Consider the following 22769-nt stretch of genomic DNA (forward strand, 5'->3'; position numbering starts at 1 on the left):
ACCGATAGAATAGTGACACTAATTTGAGCTGCGTATTATAAGGGAAATCCATGTTGGATCCGAAAAAACTCGAAGATTTGGCTAAACAGATTGCTGATGCCGTTCCACCGGGCGTAAAAAATATGGCCGAAGGCGCAGAAACACGAGTTAAATCTGTGTTGCAGTCTCAGCTTTCTAAACTCGACTTGGTTACCCGTGAAGAGTTCGATATTCAAAGTCAGGTACTAATTAGAACTCGCGAAAAGCTAGAGGCGATGGAAGCTCGTATTGCAGAGCTTGAAACCAAGCTTAATAGCTAATAGCCTAGACAGCCAGTAATCTCGATGTACACTAGGCACTTTTATGTGCCTTTTTTGTGTCTTGTTATCGCTTGCATACGCTGCTAATAAAGCAGGTAGTTAACTGCCAACCCTACGGTAATTGATAAGCCCACTAGGTGATTTTCTAAAAACGCGGTAAAGCAGCCGTCTCGTTGTTTTCGCTTGATTAGCTGATACTGTCTAACACACAGTAGCGCTGCAAATAGCACCGCTAGAAAATAAGGCCATGCCGCCTCTATCGACAAACCAACACCCCATAAAGTAACCAACGTGAATGCCTGCAACGCCATTACAATCATTACATCGTACTGACCGAACAGGATAGCAGTAGACTTTACGCCTATTTTCACGTCATCATCTCTATCGACCATGGCATACATGGTATCGTAGGCCACTGTCCAGGTAAGATTTGCGATAAATAGCCACCAGCCATAAGCGGGTACAGTTTCTAACACCGCCATAAACGCCATCGGAATAGCCCAGCCAAATGCAGCACCAAGTACCACCTGCGGCAAGTGCGTGTAGCGTTTCATAAATGGGTACGATGCTGCTAGCAGCAGCGCAACAACCGACAGTGCAATGGTCTGCCAGTTTAGGAAAAGTACTAGAATAAAGGCGATACCAATGAGTACTGCAAACAGCTGCAATGCTTGCTTAGCAGTTACCTCGCCAGTGGCAAGCGGCCGCCCTGCCGTACGTTTAACACTGCCATCTACTTTTCTATCGGCATAATCGTTAATAACGCATCCTGCGCAGCGCATCACAATAACCCCAGCGATAAAAATAGCGGCAATATCAACCGTCGGCATTCCTTGCGAGGCAATGAGCAGTGCCCATAATGTGGGCCACAATAAAAGGTAAAAACCGATGGGTTTATCTAGGCGCATTAGGCGGGCATATGCGCCCCAATTGTGCTGTGTCATGTTCACGTTTCTCTTTTTACCACTTATTTCTGAAGATTATTTTGCCCGTAAGCCGGTGAGCCTGGAAGAAACACTTCTGCAACAATCAAATGATGAGACCCAAAGGTAAACACAGACCGCCTACCCCACAAGTTTTGCTTTGTATTGTTTTTTAACTGCGTACTTAATTGCGAGCTTGATTGTTCAGCGAGGTGCTGAGGAAACTGCGCATAAGGTAGCGTACATACTTGAAACTCAGAGCGTACAAATCGCTTGTCATTGAACAATCGTTTGCCTAATGGTTCACTGCCTAGGTTAGACAGTTCTGCGTCTATAACAGCTTGAGGAATCACTGAGCGAGCAAATACCCAAGGCTGTTCATCACCACATAAAACAATCTCTCGTATTTGATAGGTTGTTTGCCCGTTCGCTTGTAACAGGGGTAACTCAGTGCTGTGAGGCTCTAACGTTTGCTGCCCTAAAAGCTGCAGCGAAAATTCACCGCAAGCCGACTGCACTCTTTCGGTTAAAGAGCCAGTATCCAGCAGCCAGTTTTTTAACCTTGGCTCAGGTATGTTTACTTCTGCTAAAGAAAGCCAATCAACGGCAAGCCCAATGGGAAAGTCGGCGATAAGACTCACTCTAAAGCACTCATTTACAAAGACTCATTTACAAAGACTCACTTCAAAAGAACCACTACAAAACACTCACTGCTAGCGCTATTAACACTCTTAAGAATGTATTTCGCTTTACTACTGGCATCATAACATTTATTTTTGCGCTGTAATCGCTAGGAAAGACCAAACTTTGTATTTCCATCGCTCATAAAGGCTGGCCTCTTCCAGTATTTTTTACGTTTAAAAAGGCGTACTACTTTTGCAGTAGTGCGTTTAACTTCAGCTTTGCTACAATAAGGCTGTTTTCAATTCATTTCTTTTTTGGTTCGCCCATGCTTAAGTCTTTAATTTTACATTGTTTAGCGGTAAGTGCGCTTTTGCTAAGCACTTCGTTTAGTGCTCAAGCACAAGAGAAATCAAGTTTTGCCTATATTGGCCTTGAACCAGAAATCGTCACTAACTACATTAGCGACAGCGCCCGTAAGCTGGGTTATGTTCGTGTTCAGGTTGAGCTCATGGTATATGACGTTGATCAGTTAGAGATTGCAGAGCATCACATGCCGCTTTTACGCTCTACTGCTATCGAAATATTTGGTCAACAGCCCGCTGAAAAAGTGAAGTCTCTTACGGGCCGTGAAGACATTCGATTAGCGCTTTTAAAAGCATTAAAAGAGCACATGAAAGAAGAGACTGGCGGCGAAGTGATCAAAAACGTGATATTTACCAAGTATCTATATCAGGGCGATTAGTCTATACAACATCGATTGCTCGCCAGCCCTCTTCAGCCAGGCTTTTTGGCACCTAAACTGAGCATTGCAGCCAGTAAGCATCCGGTGATTAAACCCGCCGTATGCGCAGCGTTTGCCATGTTTACCCCCAATACATTAGCAAAGAGTGTGTCCGCAAAGCCAAGTACTAGCCACACCAACATAAAGCCTACAATAGAATTGGGTAACGATAGCCCCCAACTGGGGCGCAGCCAACCTAGCCACCAAACGAATCCCATAACGGCATACACAACACCAGAAAGGCCACCAAATAGAAATAGGTTAGCCTGCACTGGCTCACTAAATAGCGCCTGAGCCGCATTAGATACTACCGCTGACACTATAAAAACAATGATGAGCATAGTAATACCAAAAGTACGCTCTATTTTGGCGCCAAGCATACTCCACCACAATAAATTAAACACAATGTGCAACACACTGAAATGTATAAATGCCGGGCCTAATAGCCGCCACCACTGATGGTTTTCTGCCAGCAGGCCAAAAGGCTGCATCAGCAAATGTTGTGCAATAGGCGCAAATAGTCCTAGCAAAGATAAGCCGTAAACCAATAAGCACAGAATAAACACCAAAGACGTAAATGGCGCTGAAATAGCATTTGCGGCAATGTGTTTAACGGAAAACCCGCTGGGCGACGCTGCTAGCTGAACATTTTGACCATTGTCCCATGCTGCCTGTTGATATTTTGGGTGACCTGGGTTTGCAATAAAGTCTTTAGCTATAAGCTCTGCTTGCGCGGTGTGCTCAGCATCATCAATAAATACAACAAACTCTGACGATGCAGACTGTTGTGATGAAGCCTGTTGTTTAACAGAAGCAGTAACCCCTTGGCTATTAAGATAATTGGCGAGAAGGTGCGCAGCACTTTGCTGATTGAACGCGATTAATGGTTGGCCCATAGGCTGAGGTAGCTCCAAAACACATGACTCGAAATACCGAATCTAATAAATATGAATACAATAAACATGGGTGTAAAAAGGAAAATAACACGGTAGACCAGTTTATCTATTGAACAAGTGTATTGATAAAGCGTTATGAGGGAAAGGATAAAAATAAAGGTGCTCATCTCATCACACCCTAGGGCGTGTTGAGATGAGCACCTTCATTAAGCTTCTAACTAAATGGGTGGTTTACTCTGTTTCTACTGGGTTAGCTAAACGCCAGGCCTCAAAGCCCCCATCCATGCTGTATACCGTTTCAAAACCTTGCTGCGCGATAACTTGGGCAGCTTGCTGACTGCTCACACCGTGATAACACACCACAACAACAGGCGTGTCTTTCGGCGTTTGCTCTACAAACGTAGCGAAATTGTCATTGTTCAGCGGCGCTGCGTTAGGCATGTGCCCGTTCGCGTAAGATTGTGGATCGCGAATATCAACAATAGATACCGTGCCCGAAAAATCAGCAACGTCTTGCACGCTGATATGAGAAAATGTGGTCATTATTGCCAGTCCAAAATAACTTTACCTGATTGCCCTGACCCCATGGTATCAAACCCTTTCTGAAAGTCATCTACGCTATAAGTATGAGTAATGATTGGGGTAAGGTCTAAACCGCTTTGAAGCAGGCTTGCCATTTTATACCAGGTTTCGAACATTTCGCGACCGTAAATGCCTTTGATCACGAGTCCTTTGAAGATAACTTGGTTCCAGTCGATGGCTACATCACTTGGCGGGATACCAAGCATGGCGACTTTACCGCCGTGATTCATTTTATTTAGCATATCGCGAAGCGCAACAGGCACGCCCGACATTTCAAGCCCCACATCAAAGCCTTCTGTCATCCCTAAGTCGTTCATGACATCTTTCAGGTCTTCTTTAGACACATTGACAGCACGGGTAGCGCCCATTTTTTCAGCAAGGGCTAGACGATATGGATTGATGTCTGTAATGACAACATGACGTGCGCCCACGTGCTTTGCAACAGCGGCTGCCATAATACCAATGGGTCCCGCGCCGGTAATCAGCACGTCTTCGCCAACAAGGTCAAAACTGAGCGCGGTGTGCACCGCATTGCCGAACGGGTCGAAAATTGACGCAAGTTCATCGCTGATATTATGAGGTATCTTAAACGCGTTAAAAGCAGGAATAACAAGAAACTCAGCAAAGGCGCCAGGGCGATTAACCCCTACCCCTTCGGTGTTGCGACAAAGGTGTCTGCGACCCGCTCTGCAGTTACGGCAATGCCCACAGGTAATATGACCTTCACCAGACACTCTGTCGCCTATTTCGAAGCCTTTAACTTCTTGACCCATTCCAACCACTTCACCCACATATTCATGACCCACAACCATAGGCACGGGAATAGTGTTTTGTGACCATTCGTCCCAGTTGTAAATATGCATATCGGTGCCGCAGATAGCGGTTTTGCGAATTTTTATTAACAGGTCGTTGTGCCCCACCTCGGGTTTTGGCGAGTCTTCTAACCAAATGCCGCGCTCGGCTTTTGCTTTTACCAATGACTTCATGAAATCACTCCCATTTCGCGGCCAATTTCTATGAACGCGTCAATGGCTTTGTCTACATGCTCAATAGAGTGTCCCGCAGACATTTGGGTGCGAATTCGCGCCTGCCCCTTTGGTACCACGGGATAAGAGAACCCAATAACGTAAATACCTTTCTCTAACAGCTTGTCTGCCATGTCACTCGCTAAACGGGCATCGCCAAGCATAACCGGGATAATAGCGTGGTCTTTACCTGACAGCGTAAAGCCAGCGTCTTCCATACGACTGCGGAAATGTTCTGCGTTGCGCCATAGTTTGGCTCTAAGTTCATCGCCCTCTTTCATCATTTCAAATACTTTAAGCGACGCTGCCACAATAGGAGGCGCTACTGAGTTTGAAAACAAGTAAGGGCGTGAGCGCTGACGCAACCACTCAACCACTTCTTTTTTACCCGACGTATAACCACCTGAGGCGCCACCAAGCGCTTTACCTAGGGTGCCGGTAATAATATCTACGCGGTCTAAAACGCCACAATATTCGTGGCTTCCGCGGCCGTTTTCCCCGAGAAAACCGGTAGCATGGCAATCGTCAATCATTACCATGGCATCGTATTTATCTGCGAGGTCGCAAATAGAAGCCAAGTCGGCAATAACGCCGTCCATAGAAAATACACCATCGGTAGCAATAACTTTAAAGCGAGCGCCCTCTTCGTTTGCCTTGATAAGCTGCTCTTCTAATGCTGCCATGTCGTTATTTGCATAGCGGTAACGTCTTGCTTTGCTCAAGCGAACGCCATCAATGATGCTTGCATGATTAAGGGCATCTGAAATAATGGCATCTTCTGGACCAAGAATGGTTTCAAACAACCCACCGTTTGCGTCAAAACAAGACGGGTAAAGAATGGTGTCTTCTGTGCCTAAGAATTCGCTGATAGACGTTTCAAGCTGCTTGTGAATATCCTGCGTGCCGCAGATAAATCTCACCGAAGCAACGCCGAAACCGTGAGTATCCAATCCTTGCTTGGCAGCCTCTATTAAGCTTTCATTGTTTGCTAAACCAAGATAATTGTTGGCGCAGAAGTTGACGACATGGTCACCATTAGCCACATCGATATCAGCCTGCTGCTGAGATGTGATCACGCGTTCTTTTTTATATAAACCATCTTGTTTGGTGGTTTCAATTTGCGATTGCAAATGGGAAATAAATGCCGCTGACATGCCGTTCTCCGAAATTCGTAAAAGGGTATTTTAGTAAAAGCCTCAGGATGAATATACAGTGATACGCTCTATTTGATAGGAAAGCCGATAAAGTGTGTAAATTATTTAGCACACCTGCCTTTAAGTCTTGCTGCCGTAAGCTAAGTTTGAGGCGGTTTCCAGTGACCGTCTTTAACATTTGTGCTCAACTCGCGCCAAATATGTTGTTCTGGGATAGGTTTACTAATCATAAAGCCTTGCCCATAATCGCAATCAAATTCGCACAGCAAATCGTATTGTGCTTGCGTTTCTATGCCCTCTGCAATTACCTGCATTCCCATGTTGCGTACCATGGATACCGTGGAGTTTACGATATTTCTGTCGTCGGCATCGTCGGTGATGTTGGAAACAAAAGAGCGGTCAATTTTAATAAAGTCAGCAGGCAACGATTTAAGATAACTCAGTGAAGAGTAACCGGTACCAAAGTCGTCAATCGCCAGCATACATCCCATTTCATGAATTGTGTTCATAATAGCGCGAGCTCTATCGATATCAGAAACAAGTACCGTTTCTGTAAGCTCAAGACATATCTGCTCTGGCGCTAAATCATTGCGGCTTATTTGCTGGTAAAGATAGTCGGGTAAACTAGGGTCGATAAATTGTCCTGCCGACACATTTATGGCCACTTTCATATTGCGATAGCCGCTGTGACCAAGCTCTTGGGTAAGAGAGCACGCTCTTGCAATAACCCAGTAGTCTAGCTCAAGCATAAAAGTCGTATTTTCTAAGAGCGGTATGAAGTCGGCAGGCGAAATAGCACCTTTAGTAGGGTGAAACCAACGAAGCAGCGCCTCAAAACCAATGAGCTTACCGGTATGCATTTCAATTTGCGGTTGTAATGCAAGGCTAAACTGATTACCTCTAAGCGCCTCGCGAGCTTCAGATTCCAACTCTACCTTTTGCATGACCGCCAAATTCATTTTCGCTTCATACACTCGGTAGGCTGCACCCTGCTTTGACTTTGCTGCGTACATTGCAATATCGGCGTGCCGCAAAAGCTCAACGGGCGTAGCTAGGGCTTGGCTGGTAATGGCAATACCTATGCTCACAGAGATATAGAATTTCTGCCCATTAATAACGATTGGCTCAGCGAATTCACTGAGCAGCTTATTGGCAATAGCGTCTACCTGAGAGCGACTTTCTATGTCTGAAAGCAAAACCACAAACTCATCGCCACCGAAGCGAGAAGCGATGTCTGTCTCCCGAATAGGCCGTGATATTCGCATAGCCGCGGCTCTTAATAGCGCATCGCCCACATCGTGACCGTGGCTATCGTTCACTTTCTTAAAGTCATCTAAGTCCATAAACATCAGTGCAACGAGCTTTTCATCGTGATAAGAGCGAGCAAGCTGTTTTTCAATTTGAAAGGTCAGCATATTACGGTTGGGCAAGCCAGTAAGCACATCAAACATGGCCATTTTTTCTAGCTTGGCTGTGTTAATTGCCATTTGACCATCAAAGTCTTCTAGCTGCTTTGCCAGGTTATTTGCTGCGCTTTCTACAACATCTAACTCGTCTACTAGCTTTAAGCTTGACACCTTTCGCTGTTTAGCGGCGTTAGCATGAAATTCAGTAAATTTGTGCTCTGCCAACATGGGAAGCCGCTCGCTGATAGACAGTAATCGCTGGTTGTACCCATTTAAAAACAGATATAGCAATATCGAAAATATAATAAATAAAATAACGGCAGAGCCGACTACAACGGCTTGATATTGATTTGTCTGCTGCACAGCTGCTGTAACATCCTGAACAAGTAGCAGATAAGGACGGTTGGCGTTGCCTTTTGAAAATGGTAGCAAACTAACAAGCAGCTGCTCTTTATTGAGGGTGATATTACTGCCCCTTGTCACTAAGCGGTTCACTGACCAATCAGCGGGCAACCGCTCAAAAACCTGCTGTAGATACTCCCGATTAGCCGCAGACAATTGACTGGCTAGCATTATCGACGGCGTCATAACGTTTTCAGCAATAGTTGACGCCGCTTCTGCTTGTTGTAATGCCTGTGAAATTTGCACAATGGCTACTTTGTGTACCCCCGCGGCACGATTAAACAGGTACAGCAGCTCTCGCATTGACGTAGATACGACCACGACAGGCACCGTCTCACCTTCGCTCATAATGGGAATAGACATATAGTGAGTGCAGACTTTGTCGCAAACAATCGTTGAACGACTTTCAAAACTAGCTCGTGTTGAGCTGACTAATTGCACTACTTCTTCACGCGAATGGCTAACGTTAGTGCCTACAGCACCAGATTCATCAAACAACAGAAGTTCTTCTACTTGAAAGTTAAGAGTAAAGTATTCCGAGAGACTTTGGAGTGTGCGTTGAAGCTCATCAAGATTTTTGCTTTGCAAGTCTCGCTGCTGACTAACAATATCAATGAGATTAATCATGCGGTTATGCAGTACCTCTTCAAAAAGCCGGATACGCCGCTGGTGACTTATCTGGTTTTCTTTTTGCTGCAAAAGCAAACTCGCTTCCGACTCTTGTATCAGCACCACCGAGATCACTACCGTTACGGTCAGCACCATCGCCATTAATATAGCAATCGTTTTGGTAGTAAATGATACTTTAACCTTCATATTGCTTGTTACCACCAGTACATCAGTTGTAGCGACCACATTTGCCAGTTTTTATCCGCTTGCTCTGCTACATTGCGATCGAGCAAACTTACTACCCTCGTTGCCCCTTCAACCCAATGATATTCACCCTGTAACCGCCATTTAGGCGCGATGTCCCAACGTAAGCCTAAGGTAGTAGTGTCTTGATAACCAAAGTACGCAGGTACGGCACCATTAGATAATTGCTCCAGACGTTTTCCGTCTCTGTCGTTAACATCATTAACGTAGGTGTCGTAACCGATTAGCCCGCTAAACTGACTATTGAACAAATATCTGAACTGGATAAACCCGCCATCACCTCGACGCTTATCGTTAAAGTCTGGCGCAAATAAGCCCCTGCTGTGCTGGGCTTCTGACAGCAGTTCCATAGACACTTCCCAATGCTCAGAAAAATACTGTGCTGAAAGCATAAAGCGTTCTACATTCGCCTCCCCAGCCAAACGGTTGTCTTGCTGTGAAGGGGTATAGCTAAAGTCTGAGTTAAGCCAGCTAACTCCCACTTTCCACGCCATGGAAGCAGGCTGCCAAAATACACTCGCTTGATGAACAAAATCCTGCTTCGCCTCGCCGTTCGCCTCTTCACCTAATAAAAAGTCTCGTTGCGACGAATTGATGTTAGAGCGCCCATAGCTCCAGTTCAATTCCCAAATATTGTGTTGTCCATAGTGGGTAAAACTGGTCAATATGCCGTTACTGCCAAGGGCAATATCGCGAAAACCATCAAAATAAACAGATTGGGGCAGTACCGCGGTATAGCGGGTTTGCGGCACATCACGGGTGACTGAGTAAAGCCAATGCCTGTTTTTAAAGCGACCGGCGTGAATATGAGCTTGCCATCCGCCGCCTAAGTCGGGAAGCTTCCAATCGACAAATAGGTAATCAAGACGTGCGCCTTGTTCAAACCTATTTCCGCCGTCTAGGTAATTTATTTGCCCTGCAATAGATAAATTTTCGGACAACCTGTAAAGCCCGTTAATACCAATTTCGGTAAGCTCACCAGTAACAGCGTCGCTGTCAGTGATAAAGCTACTGCTGTTAGACTGAGTTATCCCCTGGGAAGCGTAACCGTGCCATGCGAAATCCGAATCAGCTGAGAAAACAGCGAAGCTGCTCACTAACAAGGAAAAATAGATTAATCCTTTCATTTTTCTTCTACCTCAATACGTCGCAGCTTAACGATATCGTTTTTATCACCATAGCCGATAGCTCCTTCTGTTGACTCTAGTGCTTCAATTAAAGCGTCGTATGACGACACTCTTACGGGCGTAACACCTTGCCCTGAATAGGTTAGTTGATCCCATAAGCGAGATAGCTGATAAGGGAACATCTGCAATATGTCTCGGCAAAACTGCTTATGTAATTCGTCGTTATCTTGTAATACAAAAACGGTAATTTTTTTGCCGTTTTGCCAATGTTGACGGTGGCCAGTAAAAATTTGACGAAGCTCAGAGCGATTCAATTGAGATATGGAGACGCTCTCGTGCGCCATAACCTTCAAGTCATCGGCGTATGAAAAAGAAGGTGTCGCAAAAAGAGACATAACAATAAGAAATGTACGATAAGAAATATGGGATAAAGACTCTAAGAGCGGCCTTATCGAGGGTGTTTTCATTCAGTAACAGCTCCCTGTTTTTAAACAAAGGCAAAGTGCAATATAGGGTGAGATAATTACAGTGTAGATAAAAGCTGAACAATTTACCCAGTAAAAAGTACGCTATGCGATGTATTGATGAACTTTTTCTCTTACTTGCTCGAAAGAAATTCTTTGCATGAGGTTATCGCCTTTCGCTCTTACGCCCCATGGCAACTCTTGCCACGCCTTGCCTTTTTGCTCTTTAATGCATTCATCGTAAACCGATGCGACATTGTTGAGATTATTATATGGCCCGGTTCGCAACGGATTTGAATGGGCATAAAGCCCCACAACTGGCGTATTAACAGTGGTTGCCATGTGTGCAGGCCCCGTGTCTGGCGCAACAACTAATATTGCGTGCTTTAGCAACATAAGCAGCTGATGCAACGACGTTTTCCCCGTAAAGTCTTGTAAGTTGATATCTGTTTTTTGTTTTATTGCATCTGCAGTTTCACGGTCTAAACTTCCAGGTCCGCCGCACAGAATCACGTTAACACCTTTGTTTTGAATATATTCGGCAATACGCGCGTATTGCTCTGGCAACCAGTTTCGCTCAGCCTTACTCGCTGCGGGGGCAATAACGACATACTTACCAAGGTCTTTAGCCTGTTGTAGGCCCCATTCACTAACTTCATCGGAAACGGGAATACGCCAAGCTGGTTTTTCTACACGAGGAACGCCCAATGCATCTGCAAAATCCATAAACCCATCAAGCACGTGCGCATGCTGGTTTGCCGATATGCGTTTATTAGCAAACAGCCAATGCAGCTCTTTACTGCGAGCCCAATCAAACCCTATACGCTGTTTTGCTTTTATGACGCGAGACGCTAAGTTTGCTCGCAAAGCCACCTGCATCATGAGTAAGGCATCAAATACCTCGCCTTTTACCGCCTGTTCAAGGTCTTTTACTGCCGCTTTGCCACGCTTTTTATCAAAAATGATAAAGCGTATATTAGGCATTAGCTTAACGAGTTGATGCTCAACTTTTCCTATCACCCAGGTTATTTGGGCATCGGGCCACTGAGTTTGAATTCGAGTAACCATGGCAACCGCATGACACACGTCGCCGATAGCAGATAAACGCATTATACAAATCTTCTTTCCCACTTAGCGCTCTCTTTTTTCTGAAAAACTACTGCTGAAAAACTGTTGCTGAAAAACTTTAATAAACCGTTAGAATGTTAAATTTACCATAAGTTGTGAGTAACATGGCGACAATACGACGAGACTTAGGTGCCGGTCACCACTTTCTATACGACAGCGCCATTATTGGTGAACCGAGTATTGATACTTTTACCCACGAGTATTGGCAGTTTCAAGATAAAATTGTCGGCCATGCACGAGGAAGAGGCACAACGCTTTTTATAGAGCATGATAACCACAGCTGGGTACTTCGACACTTCCAACGTGGCGGGCTTATTGGCAAGCTGCTGAGTGATCAATATGTGTTTTTGGGGGTTGAATCCTCTCGTCCTTTTGAAGAGTTCAGGCTACTTTCTGACATGCGTAAAGAAGGACTCAATGTTCCCGTGCCCGTTGCCGCTCGTATTCACCGCAGAGGTATTATTTATCGCGGGGATCTCATCACACAGAGAATACCAGGTAGCCAAGACTTACACAGAGTACTGTGTCGTGAGCCTCTTGAGCAAAATCAGTGGCACGCCGTTGGTCGCGCACTGGCGGCAATGCACAACTGCCAGGTGTACCACCACGATGCCAATATTCGCAATATTATGATGGATGACAAGCACGCCATTTGGCTCATTGATTTTGACCGCTGTCGGAAACGTCAAGGACATCAATGGAAAGCCGGCAATCTCAACAGATTACTGCGCTCACTGCTTAAAGAAAAAGAGAAGAACGCCACTTTTCATTGGTCAATGGATGAATGGCAGTATTGTTTGGATGGCTACTCGTCAACAGCCAGAAAAGCATAACGACACTCATATTGGCCAATACAGCGACAAGTATAAGAGCGATGGGAATAGCGCCTAACTATGATACAACTGTGTTACATTGAAGGCGCGGATGTATTAAATAGTTACGCTACAACCTAACTCTACTCTTACTCTACACTCATTTTACAACTAAAAAGATTCGACAACATGCATACTAGAGCACTTTATCCAGGTACTTTCGACCCGATTACAAACGGGCACGCCGACCTTATTGAACGAGCGTCACAATTATTTTCTCGCGTGATTGTAGCTATTGCATCAAACCCGAGTAAGAAGCCTTTGTTCACGCTAGAAGAGCGTGTGGAAATGATTAAGCAAGTTACCGCCGACCTTCCTAACGTTGAAGTAGTAGGTTTTACCGGATTGCTTGCAGACTTTGCTGATGAGCAAAACGCCACCATACTCATTCGCGGCTTGCGAGCAGTATCGGATTTTGAGTACGAATTTCAGCTAGCGAATATGAATAGACGCCTTAACCCTAAATTGGAAAGTGTCTTTCTCACCCCTGCCGAGGAAAATTCGTTTATCTCGTCTACGTTAGTAAAAGAAGTTGCCCTTCACCGCGGTGCCGTGAGCGGATTTTGTCACCCTGTTGTAGAGGCTGCCCTGCAAGAGCGATTAGGCAAGAAAAAATAGCTCTGCCGACGCCTGATTCTGCTTGCAAAAGCGAGCAAAAGAGCCGTTACCGCTGGCAGTGAATACAGAAAAAGGTATTGCGCTGCCCGATGACTTTGCTTTGAATTGGGTTCCCGCACACCTCACAGTCTTCCCCTTTCCTACCGTAAACATTAAGGTGCTGCGCGAAGTAGCCCGGCTTACCATCGGTTTGCGCGAAGTCTTTTAGGGTGGTTCCCCCTTGCGCGATTGCTTTCGCTAATACCTGTTTAATATTGTGGGTTAAACGCTTATAACGCTCTGCACCTACGCGACCTGCTTGCCTGCGAGGGTCGATACCACTTAAAAATAACGCTTCATTTGCATAAATATTCCCCACGCCAACCACAACTGCATTATCCATAATGAAACTTTTCACAGGACTTTTTCTACTACGAGACAGTGTATAGAGACGATTTTCATCAAAGGCTTCCGTAAGCGGCTCTGGGCCTAAATTATCTAATAGACCAAGTTGCGTATCAGGTGTTTGAAATAACACCGCACCAAAGCGCCTAGGGTCGTTAAGGCGCAAACATTGCCCAGTGTTTAGGACAATATCAACATGGTCGTGCTTTATTAGCGGTGTTGACGCATCAATTACCCGTAGTTTGCCAGACATGCCAAGATGTAAAACCAAACTTCCCACGGCCGTTTCAATTAACAGGTACTTAGCTCTGCGCGTAACATTGTTAACTTTGTGTCCTACCACCAATGAAACCTCTTCAGGTATAGGCCAGCGCATCCTTCTCTCGCGAACAATGACGTTTGCGATAGTGTTGTTGATTAAATGCGGTGATACACCTAAACGGCTCACTTCAACTTCTGGTAACTCAGGCATTGGTTATATCCATGGGAGCAATGTACTCAGGGACACATTGTCTAATGCATACCAATTATTGTCTACTTTCACTACGGTGACAGAAGGCGTGGGGTAAAAGGCGTAAACCCGACCGTTTGTTTCACCCGCCAGCCACACCACAACTACAAGGGGCTCTATGTCCGATATATCGTTTTTAAGGGAAGTTAAATAACGAAGACGCGCTTCTTGCCACCCGCCTATTTGTGCGTCTGGACTAATTGAAAGGTTACCCTCAGTACTGCGTTGACGCCACTGCTGACCACTCCTAACAAGCTGGCTGTCGTCATGCTCTATTTTTAACACATAGGCGTTTTGCGGCAATAAACTGCGTACTTCTGAGATATCTTTTTGAGGACGTAAGCTGTCAATGTTAAACAAAGCAATCATGACCAACATGGCAACGATGACCACGTTATTCATTGCCCGCTGTGAAAGTTTTGCCATTGCCTATGCCCGTTACAACGAAAAAGGAGTTTTAGAGCAGTTATAGTAAAGCCTCAATTCTTAAGATACTAGGGCGTGTTGATCTTTGTTGCACGAGTTTGGACATTTCAAGGCTCTGTCATGTTTGCTGGGGGGAAGGATCTCACCACGATCTCGCGGCTTCTGCTTTTCTCTCAACGTGCGACTATGATTTGTTATGCACTGAAAAACGGAAAAGCAATCAGTACTGAGAACGTGTGACCGAATAAACGCAAAAAACCCGGCAAAAGCCGGGTTTTCGTGGAGACAAAAGCAAGTGCTCTTTCTAAAAGGGCTTTACTTGATTTTTGCCTCTTTGAACATAACGTGCTTACGCACAACAGGATCAAACTTTTTGATCTCCATTTTGCCTGGCATGTTACGTTTGTTCTTATCAGTAGTGTAGAAGAAACCTGTACCTGCTGAAGAAACTAGTTTAATTTTATCGCGCATTGTCGGCTTCCTTAGATTTTCTCACCACGGGCACGAACATCAGCTAATACTGAGTCAATACCTTTCTTATCGATGATACGCATGCCTTTCGCAGACAAACGTAGTTTAACAAAACGGCTTTCGCTCTCAACCCAAAAACGGTGAGTTTGAAGGTTTGGCAAAAAGCGACGACGAGTCGCATTTCTTGCGTGTGAACGGTTATTACCAACCGTTGGACGCTTACCTGTTACTTGGCATACTCTTGACATTGTATTTGTCTCCAGAACAACGATAACTGTCGCGCCAGTCGTTCCCACCACTCAAATAGTCGTTGGGTCAAAAGGCGTATTACTATAAATTAGAGGGCGCATTTTATACAGCAAAGGCAGGATCATTTCAATAAAAAAGTAAAAAAAGCTCAATTTTTAACTGCTTTTTCTACGATCTCGGCATTTCTACTACTAATTACCGTACTTTAATTAATAACCGCAACCCACACCCGATTATTTTTGTGCTAATTTACATTGAGCAGTTGGCTCAACAAAAGCTACAAATAAAGTGGGCGCAAACATATCACGCAAGCTCGAGCACGTCACTAAAATAAAAAGCATCTGTAATAAAAAACGACTATGCAAAGATAGGAATAATCTCGCGAAGAGTAATTGTATTTGGCATATTTGATGTACTCCACGTTGGTTGTGTACCTATTTTGCAGCGAGCAAAAGCCCACGGCAATCTTCTTACTGTGGGTTTCTCTTCTGAGGAATTGAATTTTATAAAAGGGAGCAAAGCTCCCTTTTCTAGTCGTAAAACGGCGCTCTTATCTCGGTCTGATTAATTAACCTTGCAGGTCGCTGTAGCATTTGACCGCCATCTCGAGAGATGGGTACCCAAGGGAAGAAACCACGTCCTTTTGAGGGCTGTAGCAAAAATAAGTCGGTTGGAATTGAGATATAGAAGCCTTTCGTAAAACTCCCTTCCCCATACTCTTCTGACGATACATCCGTGAAAGCTGCAAATGCGCCCACAATAATTCCGCTGTCAAAACGCTTAGCGTAATCAATATTCACACCTTTATCTTTTGCAAGAAATTGCCCTGCACTCACGGTTATTTGGGTGTCATCTAAAAATTCGGGCTTCCAATACACACTCGCATGTCCGGTGATAGCGTCGTAGTCTTCCAACGCCATTTGTTTTAACGGGTCGCGCTGCTTTACATAGTTAATATCTAAGCCGTAGGCGATATTACTATCCACTTCGCGATACATTATTTCGCCGCCGACACCAGCAAACATGGTTTCTAGATAACCCGCATAAGCCTGCCCAAATAGATTTTCAGATAGTCTATCCTTGTAATGCAAAATAGCAGTATCTAGCCATACGTCATTTTCAGAAACATACTCTCTTACCCGCGTTCTTACTCTGGGCAAGGCGACTTCTTCATTATCGACTAGATAATTAAACTTATCGAAATTATCAAGCAAGGTTACACGAGCACTACCTCGTACTGAAAATTTCTCGTCAAACGCATATCCACCGCCTAGTAAAAAACCAGTTTGGTAGAGGTAGAAATCTTCTGGGTTACCAAAAGACTGAGTAAAGAAAAAGTCTGCGCTATAAAATAACCCTTTGGTATTTTCAGGTTCATAAGCGTCTAATACCTCTTGAGAAGGTTCAGTTCTTATGTAGGTTTGCTTAATATCAGCATCTACAGATTCATAGCGCGCTGCTGCAATAAAGGCTTCAGCGTCTACCTGAGTATCGACCATTGGCTGACCGCCACGATTATCTACAATATGATAGGTTTTTACCGTATCTGGCAGCTCAGAGGCCGCTACGCGACCAATTCGCTCTATTGCTTCGTCTTGATCTCGGTAATTCACTTGCGTGCCATAAAACGTTGCTTCGTTCTCATTTAATTCTGCATCAGAAAGTACAAAGCCAGCATCGCGAAACATGTCGTTATACAGTGCTGATTTATTAACGTCTTCAATCTTTTTAGGCGGGCGCCTTGCCATTAACGACCGCGGCTCTTTATCGAATTTCAGCTGCGAGGCTGTATTCATATTGAAGCGATACGTTAAGCCAAACCCAATGGTGTTGCCACGCTGATAATTAAAAGAAAAGTCGACGTCTTTGTATCGATAAACCGCACCAATATTCCAACGAGAATCTTGTTCAAGTTCACCAGCCCGGTCTTCGGAGTAATCATTCCCTTCAAACTCTAGCTTCAACGTGAGCGGTTCCCAAGGCGTTTGATATTCAATACCACCAAAAAATGAGGCTGTACCTTTGAAGAACTGATCGTAATCTACTTTTCCGCCTCTACCGGAAAAGCCTCCAGGGCGTTCGCAAAAACTGTCTCTTAGCTCGCAAAACGGATTAGAAATATCATCCGCAGTACCGAGATAGCCCCATCCCAACCCTAAATGAAAATCAAACGGGCCTACAGATTTACTGGCGTTGATATATTCACTTTCAAAAAAGCCGGTTCCACCAAAATCTCTAAACCCAACGCTAATATCCGGTAAGTAATAGCTTTCTTTCCACAACCTAAACTTAACGTCTAAGCCTTTGTCTTTGAGCGTTTGGTCTCCGCTAAATGATTCAACTGGGCTATAGAGCTGTGTACGCACATCGGTATAACGAGCAGTCGCCTCCATCCAATCATAGAGCTGTATATTCACAGACCAAAAACGATATTCTCCATTATCGGTGTAATTTATAGCCATGCCGCCTTGCTCGCGCATACGAGCCGTTGGCGTTTGTATAAGACCGTTACCACCTTGCACCATTTGTGAAGGCGTTACGTTTATTTGCGTGTCTGCTTGCGTTGTTGTCGATAACACACTGCCCACAACCAGCGCTAGTGTTGTTCTTTTTGAAGGAAAATACGCACTCATTGAGGAAGAACCCTGTGTACTGCTAAAGCGGCAACCCGCTGATTAAGCTGATTTATTTTATTACTGAATAGCTCTGATGAAACAGGTACGTAAACCTGACTGCCCGGCATCAACTGTGAAAAGTCAAGATTCCAATAGGCAACGCCTTTGGGCTCAACTTCACCATTTGGGTGTATAACGTAAACAATACTCTTGTCTGCATCATCAAGTTTAGCCAATTTGTGCGACGCTGTGTAAACAGACGTATCGCTTTGATGTTGATATGCACCGGGTTTCACTACCGCACCAGAAAAATGAAGCACATTGGGCCGACCATTCAGTCGCAACCAATACTTGCCGGGCTGAAACATAGGATTATCTTCAAAAAATAAACGAGACCGGTTATAGGATATGGGCATATCTAGACGGGTAGACACCGTCCACTGTGCCACTTGCCCGTATAAGCTGTTCAGCGCTTTATGTGTGTTGCTGGTTTTATCGAAGTGAGTTAACAACTCCCTAATGCTAGACAACACCACTTCTTTTTCATGCTCTGCTTTAGGGTTGGTCAAATCAAATGCTGCAGCTGTCGGCCAGTACCATTGCCCGTTGTCCGCAACAATTGACAGTGCGCTCGATAACCTAATGGTTCTATCAAATTGATAGGTTTGTTTGTTGATCATTATTGTAACCAGGTCGCTTTGAGCTGCAGCAGCCTGCGAAAAAGTCATACTTAAAAACTGCGCGATAGCAGCAAATAGAATGTAATTTAGCCCTTTCATTGTATTTCTGCTCCTGCCTTATTCATCTGACGAACAATGCGGCTTAAGTACACCATTTCGTAGGTATCCCCAATAGGGCTAAACTTTTGTGTTGAAGCCAAAAGCTCTTTGGTGGATTTATGCAGAAAATACGTGTTTTCCCACGACAGCCCTACATCAATAAAGGGGGTATAGTCAGGGAACGACACTGTCTCTACTATTTTTATAAGGGGAACTGAGTAGTCAAAGTAGGTGCGGCTTGTTTCACCTTCTACACGCCATGCTGAATCTACAGCTAGTCCAAAACCGACCTCAGACACATCGACTTTACGCTTCCAGTTAAAATTAAGCGTATCGTTTCCACCCAATGGATTGTGTTGAAGGTTACCCGTATAGAAGATGTCGTTATCTAACCCTTCTGTTTTAACAATAATACCGTGATGCATAGTGAAGATGACTTTATCAGCCGAAACCCAGCGATAGCGATCGCCATCTATATAAGCTAACGCCAATGAGGCATTATCACGGTCTCCGGCTTTAATCTGCATAAGATCGGCTTTGCTATTCGCGATCTCTTCAACGGTATAGGTTACCGTTCTGTCTTTTAGCGCTAATTTTAACGTGTTGTAGTAAGCAAGCGTGGTTGTTGAACAACCAGAAATAGTGAGCATAAGAAAGCCAATAGTGGCCAAGGAAAAATATGATTTCATTTGAATGCGCCGACGAAAGGGAAATTAGGTATATCTGTTTTAACTGTTTTAACTGTTTTAACTGTTTTTTATAACGTTTTAGCAATAAAAAAGCCGCTAATTAAAGCGGCTTTTAAAAAATACGTTTTATTTACTGTACTGTCGGAGCGTAAGTAAATGTCACTGGAACAGTTACTGTAGTTGTTGCTGTGGTTGTACCAGATGTAGTAACCGTTACAGTGTTAGTTGTACCAACACATACATCGTCTACTAGTGGATCTGAACCTTCACAGGTAGGAGCAACTGGATCAGTTGGATCAGTTGGATCTACAGTAGGTGCATCAGCCGAGGCGTTGTTTGAAATACCAACAGCAATACCTAAACCAATTGCTGCAGTGGCTATAGTTCCGCCAGTTACAGCACCTGCGCCGCCAGTACCTGCGCCACCTTCACCATCTTGCGCGTTAACACCAGCTACCATTGTTGCAGCTGCAAATAATGCGATAATCGACTTTTTCATAACAGTCCTTTAATAAAAATACCCACTAATATCCTATGTTAAATCATTCCGAACGCTTTGACTAGAATATAATCAAAAAAAATGACTTAAGTTGCTATGATAGCAAGCCCCTTTGTGCAAAAGAAATAGTTTCTTTGTCGCCAACAACAAAATGATCTAGAACAGGCACGTCGATCATTCCCATTGCACTTTTGATCTCGCTCGTTAATCGAATGTCTGCATGGCTTGGTTCTGCTATACCAGAAGGGTGATTATGTACCAGGATCACAGCGGCAGCATTGTCTTTCATCACTTGCTTTATCAGTTCTCTGGGGTACACCGCTGCACTATTTATTGTGCCAGTAAACATCACTCTAAATGCGATAAGTTGATGCTGACTGTTGAGCATTAAAAGAGCAAACTTTTCTTGCTCGCAATCTCTAAGCTTAGCTTGTAAATATTGTTTTGTGTCATCGACATTATGAAATGCATCTTGCCGCGTAAGCTGTATTTCTAAATTGCGACGAAAAATCTCAAATGCGGCTTGAAATTGCGCATAGCTGCAGCGGCCAATACCTTTTAACGATGTAAAGCGCTCTTCTGAAACAGTGACAACCTCTCGTAATGTACCAAGCTCGTTTAACATGTCGTGGGCAAGCTCTACTGCTGACTTTCCTTTTACTCCTTTGCCAAATAGCACCGCAATTAACTCAGCATCACTGAGACTCTGTGCCCCCGAAGTTAGCAACTTTTCTCTTGGTCTCTCACCAAATGGCCATGCTTTAATCGTCATTTTCTTACTCTAGTTAACGTGAAAGCATGTTATATCGAAAACTCAAATCAGCAGCGACTGTCTTCAAGGCGGGTTTATGAGTGAAATCTACACACCTACTTTTGTTTACCTATCCCAGATTTTAGCTTCATGATAGTTTAGTATGCGTGTATCACTACTATTCGTTTCAATCCGTATTTATATGACTATGTCTCTTGCAAATAAAAATGTACTGCTTGGCGTTACTGGCGGCATTGCAGCGTATAAGACACCCGATCTTGTACGCAAACTCACCGCTTTAGGCGCTAACGTACGCGTTGTACTAACAGCCTCGGCAACAGAGTTTGTCAGTCCGTTATCTCTTCAAGCTGTATCGGGTAATCCAGTTCACCAGCATTTGCTAGACCCCGCAGCAGAAGCAGCAATGGGACATATCGAACTGGCGAAGTGGGCAGACATATTACTTATTGCCCCGGCCACAGCAAACGTATTGGCCAAATTAGCCATTGGTATGGCGGATGACTTATTAACTACACTGTATCTTGCCACCACAGCCAGCGTGTTTATTGCACCCGCAATGAATCAACAAATGTGGAAAGCGCCGGCGACACTGCATAATGTAGAACGATTAGCCCAGTACGGAGTTAATTTTATTGGTCCAGCAAGCGGCGAGCAGGCCTGTGGAGATTTGGGCGCAGGAAGGATGATGGAGCCAGTAGAAATTGCCTCTATTGTAAGTCAAACAGTCAACCGGCACGCAGTTGCTGAGCTTCGTGGCAAACACGTTTTAATTACAGCAGGGCCAACAAGAGAGCCTTTGGACCCCGTGCGATATATATCTAACCATAGCTCTGGAAAAATGGGGTTCGCTATTGCAGAAGCTGCCGTGAACGCGGGGGCTGAAGTCACCTTGGTGGCAGGCCCAGTTTCGCTTCAAACACCACGAGGATGCGAGCGTATAGATGTTACTACGGCAGATGATATGCTAAATGCTTGTGAACAATTCGCGCACAAGGCAGATATTTTCATCAGTACAGCTGCGGTAGCCGATTATAAAGCGGTAAGTGTGGCTGAAAATAAAATCAAAAAATCAGATAATGAGTTAACACTTACTTTTACAAAAAACCCTGATATTCTAGCTACAATTTCACGTAAAGATAACAGACCGTTTTGCGTAGGCTTTGCGGCTGAAAGCCAAGATGTTGAGCAATATGCCCGCCAAAAGCTGACCAATAAAAAGCTTGATATGATAGCGGCTAACGACATAACAGCAGACGGCTTAGGCTTTAATAGCGACAACAACGCACTTCATGTTTTGTGGAACGGAGGCGATAAAAAGTTACCCGCCACCAGCAAAAGTGAATTAGCACATCAATTAATATCGCTGATAACAACACGGCTTAGTGAAATCGAAAAAAATTAAACGACATCTTTAATGTGTCGATAACAGCAACTCAACATGCTGATTAATAGAAACACGGTTTAAGAAAGCTGCCACAACAGAAAGTGGTAGGCTTGATAAATAATAACAATAAAACGATAACGTTTTGGCATTAGCCAACTTAACAAGGAACCCGGGTAGAACTTACTCGGTTGCGGAGGAAGTCATTTCGTCATGCCTGCAGTCAAAAAAACAAATCGCAGAGCGCAAATTCTGCAAGCACTTGCTGGAATGCTAGAAACCAACCCAGGTCAGCGTATAACTACAGCAAAATTAGCGGAAAAAGTGGGGGTTTCTGAAGCCGCCCTTTATCGTCACTTTCCAAGTAAGGCTCGTATGTTCGAAGGTCTTATTGAGTTTATAGAAGAAACCTTGTTTACGCGCATCAACAAGATTGTAAACGAAGAAAAAGACTCGTTAACTCGTTGCCAAATGATTTTGCACCTTATCCTTGGTTTTGCAGAAAAAAACCCGGGTATAACCCGTATTCTTAATGGAGATGCGTTAATGGGAGAACAAGATAGGTTACGAGCCCGTATCGCAAAACTTTTTGAGCGCCTAGAAACTCAGTTAAAGCAAGTGCTTAGAGAGAGAAAACTCAGAGAAGGTAAAACCCTTTCTGCCGATGAGGCCATTATTGCAAACATGCTAATTTGTTACACTGATGGGCGCATAAACTTGTTTATCAGAAGCGGATTCACACGCAAACCTACCGAGCAGTTCAACGAGCAGTGGGCAGCCTTTAAACAAATGTTTGTATAGAAAAACACCTATATCACT

At 44.4% G+C, this 22769-nt stretch carries 26 protein-coding genes; 7 read left to right on the forward strand and 19 right to left on the reverse strand.

What is annotated here, in order from left to right:
• Positions 1-50 precede the first annotated feature (50 nt).
• The gene (gene ubiK, locus O9X84_RS05915) at positions 51-299 is read left to right on the forward strand and encodes a ubiquinone biosynthesis accessory factor UbiK (RefSeq protein ID WP_269518708.1); all 249 of its coding nucleotides are present in this window, start codon (positions 51-53) and stop codon (positions 297-299) included.
• A gap of 83 nt (positions 300-382) precedes the next feature.
• On the opposite strand, the gene ubiA is transcribed toward ubiK, so the two are convergent.
• Entirely contained in the window at positions 383-1243 is an 861-nt protein-coding gene (gene ubiA / locus O9X84_RS05920; RefSeq protein WP_269518709.1) for a 4-hydroxybenzoate octaprenyltransferase, read from the reverse strand.
• Positions 1244-1266: 23 nt separating this feature from the next.
• Entirely contained in the window at positions 1267-1863 is a 597-nt protein-coding gene (locus tag O9X84_RS05925) for a chorismate--pyruvate lyase family protein (protein ID WP_269518710.1), read from the reverse strand.
• Positions 1864-2171: 308 nt separating this feature from the next.
• On the opposite strand from O9X84_RS05925, the gene O9X84_RS05930 reads away from it, so the two are divergent.
• Positions 2172-2588 carry a flagellar basal body-associated protein FliL gene (locus O9X84_RS05930; protein WP_269518711.1) on the forward strand — a complete coding sequence of 139 codons (417 nt, stop codon included), beginning with the start codon at positions 2172-2174 and terminating at the stop codon, positions 2586-2588.
• A 32-nt stretch (positions 2589-2620) separates the two neighbouring features.
• Here O9X84_RS05930 and glpG read toward each other — a convergent pair whose 3' ends face one another.
• The 8 genes from glpG to O9X84_RS05970 form a co-directional block, all read right to left on the reverse strand.
• Positions 2621-3523, reverse strand: coding sequence for a rhomboid family intramembrane serine protease GlpG (gene glpG, locus O9X84_RS05935; RefSeq protein ID WP_269518712.1), 903 nt, complete (start codon positions 3521-3523; stop codon positions 2621-2623).
• A 231-nt stretch (positions 3524-3754) separates the two neighbouring features.
• On the reverse strand, positions 3755-4066 hold the full coding sequence (gene glpE, locus O9X84_RS05940) for a thiosulfate sulfurtransferase GlpE (protein ID WP_269518713.1): 312 nt from the start codon (positions 4064-4066) through the stop codon (positions 3755-3757).
• Entirely contained in the window at positions 4066-5091 is a 1026-nt protein-coding gene (tdh, locus tag O9X84_RS05945; protein ID WP_269518714.1) for an L-threonine 3-dehydrogenase, read from the reverse strand. Before tdh ends, glpE begins: the two co-directional genes overlap by 1 nt.
• Complete coding sequence (locus O9X84_RS05950) at positions 5088-6284, reverse strand: glycine C-acetyltransferase (RefSeq protein ID WP_269518715.1); 1197 nt, start codon at positions 6282-6284, stop codon at positions 5088-5090. Before O9X84_RS05950 ends, tdh begins: the two co-directional genes overlap by 4 nt.
• A gap of 140 nt (positions 6285-6424) precedes the next feature.
• Entirely contained in the window at positions 6425-8908 is a 2484-nt protein-coding gene (locus tag O9X84_RS05955) for a putative bifunctional diguanylate cyclase/phosphodiesterase (protein ID WP_269518716.1), read from the reverse strand.
• An 8-nt stretch (positions 8909-8916) separates the two neighbouring features.
• Positions 8917-10092 carry a hypothetical protein gene (locus O9X84_RS05960; RefSeq protein WP_269518717.1) on the reverse strand — a complete coding sequence of 392 codons (1176 nt, stop codon included), beginning with the start codon at positions 10090-10092 and terminating at the stop codon, positions 8917-8919.
• On the reverse strand, positions 10089-10559 hold the full coding sequence (locus O9X84_RS05965; RefSeq protein WP_269518718.1) for a hypothetical protein: 471 nt from the start codon (positions 10557-10559) through the stop codon (positions 10089-10091). The genes O9X84_RS05960 and O9X84_RS05965 overlap by 4 nt, the downstream gene beginning before the upstream one ends.
• Positions 10560-10661: 102 nt before the next feature.
• Complete coding sequence (locus tag O9X84_RS05970; protein WP_269518719.1) at positions 10662-11666, reverse strand: glycosyltransferase family 9 protein; 1005 nt, start codon at positions 11664-11666, stop codon at positions 10662-10664.
• A gap of 122 nt (positions 11667-11788) precedes the next feature.
• On the opposite strand from O9X84_RS05970, the gene O9X84_RS05975 reads away from it, so the two are divergent.
• Both O9X84_RS05975 and coaD read left to right on the forward strand, forming a co-directional pair.
• Complete coding sequence (locus O9X84_RS05975; protein ID WP_269518720.1) at positions 11789-12517, forward strand: 3-deoxy-D-manno-octulosonic acid kinase; 729 nt, start codon at positions 11789-11791, stop codon at positions 12515-12517.
• A gap of 168 nt (positions 12518-12685) precedes the next feature.
• Positions 12686-13174 carry a pantetheine-phosphate adenylyltransferase gene (gene coaD, locus O9X84_RS05980; protein WP_032094750.1) on the forward strand — a complete coding sequence of 163 codons (489 nt, stop codon included), beginning with the start codon at positions 12686-12688 and terminating at the stop codon, positions 13172-13174.
• A gap of 46 nt (positions 13175-13220) precedes the next feature.
• On the opposite strand, the gene mutM is transcribed toward coaD, so the two are convergent.
• The 4 genes from mutM to rpmB all read right to left on the reverse strand — a co-directional run bounded on the left by mutM (position 13221) and on the right by rpmB (position 15214).
• Positions 13221-14030 (reverse strand): bifunctional DNA-formamidopyrimidine glycosylase/DNA-(apurinic or apyrimidinic site) lyase, encoded by an 810-nt coding sequence (mutM, locus tag O9X84_RS05985; protein WP_269518722.1) that lies wholly within the window; start codon positions 14028-14030, stop codon positions 13221-13223.
• Between the two features lie 3 nt (positions 14031-14033).
• Positions 14034-14495: a hypothetical protein gene (locus O9X84_RS05990; protein ID WP_269518724.1), complete on the reverse strand. Its 462-nt coding sequence runs from the start codon at positions 14493-14495 to the stop codon at positions 14034-14036.
• Between the two features lie 315 nt (positions 14496-14810).
• Entirely contained in the window at positions 14811-14966 is a 156-nt protein-coding gene (rpmG, locus tag O9X84_RS05995) for a 50S ribosomal protein L33 (protein ID WP_013786148.1), read from the reverse strand.
• An 11-nt stretch (positions 14967-14977) separates the two neighbouring features.
• Positions 14978-15214, reverse strand: coding sequence for a 50S ribosomal protein L28 (gene rpmB / locus O9X84_RS06000; RefSeq protein WP_032094753.1), 237 nt, complete (start codon positions 15212-15214; stop codon positions 14978-14980).
• Positions 15215-15654: 440 nt separating this feature from the next.
• Between rpmB and O9X84_RS06005 the strand changes: the two genes are divergently transcribed.
• A complete protein-coding gene (locus tag O9X84_RS06005; protein ID WP_269518725.1) occupies positions 15655-15783 on the forward strand; it encodes a hypothetical protein in 129 nt (42 codons plus the stop codon).
• On the opposite strand, the gene O9X84_RS06010 is transcribed toward O9X84_RS06005, so the two are convergent.
• The 5 genes from O9X84_RS06010 to radC form a co-directional block, all read right to left on the reverse strand.
• Positions 15746-17848 carry a YjbH domain-containing protein gene (locus O9X84_RS06010; RefSeq protein WP_269518727.1) on the reverse strand — a complete coding sequence of 701 codons (2103 nt, stop codon included), beginning with the start codon at positions 17846-17848 and terminating at the stop codon, positions 15746-15748. The two genes, O9X84_RS06005 and O9X84_RS06010, sit on opposite strands and share 38 nt — an antisense overlap.
• Complete coding sequence (locus O9X84_RS06015) at positions 17845-18609, reverse strand: capsule biosynthesis GfcC family protein (protein WP_269518728.1); 765 nt, start codon at positions 18607-18609, stop codon at positions 17845-17847. The genes O9X84_RS06010 and O9X84_RS06015 overlap by 4 nt, the downstream gene beginning before the upstream one ends.
• Complete coding sequence (locus tag O9X84_RS06020; protein WP_269518730.1) at positions 18606-19298, reverse strand: YjbF family lipoprotein; 693 nt, start codon at positions 19296-19298, stop codon at positions 18606-18608. Before O9X84_RS06020 ends, O9X84_RS06015 begins: the two co-directional genes overlap by 4 nt.
• 130 nt (positions 19299-19428) lie before the next feature.
• The gene (locus O9X84_RS06025) at positions 19429-19797 is read right to left on the reverse strand and encodes a hypothetical protein (protein WP_269518732.1); all 369 of its coding nucleotides are present in this window, start codon (positions 19795-19797) and stop codon (positions 19429-19431) included.
• A gap of 94 nt (positions 19798-19891) precedes the next feature.
• Positions 19892-20569, reverse strand: coding sequence for a RadC family protein (radC, locus tag O9X84_RS06030; RefSeq protein WP_269518734.1), 678 nt, complete (start codon positions 20567-20569; stop codon positions 19892-19894).
• Positions 20570-20756: 187 nt separating this feature from the next.
• On the opposite strand from radC, the gene coaBC reads away from it, so the two are divergent.
• Positions 20757-21971 (forward strand): bifunctional phosphopantothenoylcysteine decarboxylase/phosphopantothenate--cysteine ligase CoaBC, encoded by a 1215-nt coding sequence (gene coaBC, locus O9X84_RS06035; protein ID WP_269518752.1) that lies wholly within the window; start codon positions 20757-20759, stop codon positions 21969-21971.
• A 192-nt stretch (positions 21972-22163) separates the two neighbouring features.
• A complete protein-coding gene (gene slmA / locus O9X84_RS06040) occupies positions 22164-22751 on the forward strand; it encodes a nucleoid occlusion factor SlmA (RefSeq protein ID WP_269518735.1) in 588 nt (195 codons plus the stop codon).
• Positions 22752-22769 lie beyond the last annotated feature (18 nt).

It is taken from the genome of Alteromonas sp. BMJM2, assembly GCF_027257845.1.
GTDB lineage: Bacteria > Pseudomonadota > Gammaproteobacteria > Enterobacterales > Alteromonadaceae > Alteromonas.

Excerpts from the sequence above, each read along its gene's own strand:
- rpmB (WP_032094753.1), bottom strand. The coding sequence starts at position 15,214 with ATGTCAAGAGTATGCCAAGTAACAGGTAAGCGTCCAACGGTTGGTAAT.
- O9X84_RS05955 (WP_269518716.1), bottom strand. The coding sequence starts at position 8,908 with ATGAAGGTTAAAGTATCATTTACTACCAAAACGATTGCTATATTAATG.
- slmA (WP_269518735.1), top strand. The coding sequence starts at position 22,164 with ATGCCTGCAGTCAAAAAAACAAATCGCAGAGCGCAAATTCTGCAAGCA.
- O9X84_RS05950 (WP_269518715.1), bottom strand. The coding sequence starts at position 6,284 with ATGTCAGCGGCATTTATTTCCCATTTGCAATCGCAAATTGAAACCACC.
- ubiA (WP_269518709.1), bottom strand. The coding sequence starts at position 1,243 with ATGACACAGCACAATTGGGGCGCATATGCCCGCCTAATGCGCCTAGAT.
- radC (WP_269518734.1), bottom strand. The coding sequence starts at position 20,569 with ATGACGATTAAAGCATGGCCATTTGGTGAGAGACCAAGAGAAAAGTTG.
- O9X84_RS06010 (WP_269518727.1), bottom strand. The coding sequence starts at position 17,848 with ATGAGTGCGTATTTTCCTTCAAAAAGAACAACACTAGCGCTGGTTGTG.
- glpE (WP_269518713.1), bottom strand. The coding sequence starts at position 4,066 with ATGACCACATTTTCTCATATCAGCGTGCAAGACGTTGCTGATTTTTCG.
- O9X84_RS05970 (WP_269518719.1), bottom strand. The coding sequence starts at position 11,666 with ATGCGTTTATCTGCTATCGGCGACGTGTGTCATGCGGTTGCCATGGTT.
- O9X84_RS05990 (WP_269518724.1), bottom strand. The coding sequence starts at position 14,495 with ATGGCAAAACTTTCACAGCGGGCAATGAATAACGTGGTCATCGTTGCC.
- tdh (WP_269518714.1), bottom strand. The coding sequence starts at position 5,091 with ATGAAGTCATTGGTAAAAGCAAAAGCCGAGCGCGGCATTTGGTTAGAA.
- O9X84_RS05960 (WP_269518717.1), bottom strand. The coding sequence starts at position 10,092 with ATGAAAGGATTAATCTATTTTTCCTTGTTAGTGAGCAGCTTCGCTGTT.
- rpmG (WP_013786148.1), bottom strand. The coding sequence starts at position 14,966 with ATGCGCGATAAAATTAAACTAGTTTCTTCAGCAGGTACAGGTTTCTTC.
- O9X84_RS06015 (WP_269518728.1), bottom strand. The coding sequence starts at position 18,609 with ATGAAAGGGCTAAATTACATTCTATTTGCTGCTATCGCGCAGTTTTTA.
- O9X84_RS05965 (WP_269518718.1), bottom strand. The coding sequence starts at position 10,559 with ATGAAAACACCCTCGATAAGGCCGCTCTTAGAGTCTTTATCCCATATT.
- O9X84_RS06020 (WP_269518730.1), bottom strand. The coding sequence starts at position 19,298 with ATGAAATCATATTTTTCCTTGGCCACTATTGGCTTTCTTATGCTCACT.
- O9X84_RS05930 (WP_269518711.1), top strand. The coding sequence starts at position 2,172 with ATGCTTAAGTCTTTAATTTTACATTGTTTAGCGGTAAGTGCGCTTTTG.
- O9X84_RS06025 (WP_269518732.1), bottom strand. The coding sequence starts at position 19,797 with ATGAAAAAGTCGATTATCGCATTATTTGCAGCTGCAACAATGGTAGCT.
- coaBC (WP_269518752.1), top strand. The coding sequence starts at position 20,757 with ATGTCTCTTGCAAATAAAAATGTACTGCTTGGCGTTACTGGCGGCATT.
- O9X84_RS05975 (WP_269518720.1), top strand. The coding sequence starts at position 11,789 with ATGGCGACAATACGACGAGACTTAGGTGCCGGTCACCACTTTCTATAC.
- coaD (WP_032094750.1), top strand. The coding sequence starts at position 12,686 with ATGCATACTAGAGCACTTTATCCAGGTACTTTCGACCCGATTACAAAC.
- ubiK (WP_269518708.1), top strand. The coding sequence starts at position 51 with ATGTTGGATCCGAAAAAACTCGAAGATTTGGCTAAACAGATTGCTGAT.
- glpG (WP_269518712.1), bottom strand. The coding sequence starts at position 3,523 with ATGGGCCAACCATTAATCGCGTTCAATCAGCAAAGTGCTGCGCACCTT.
- mutM (WP_269518722.1), bottom strand. The coding sequence starts at position 14,030 with ATGCCTGAGTTACCAGAAGTTGAAGTGAGCCGTTTAGGTGTATCACCG.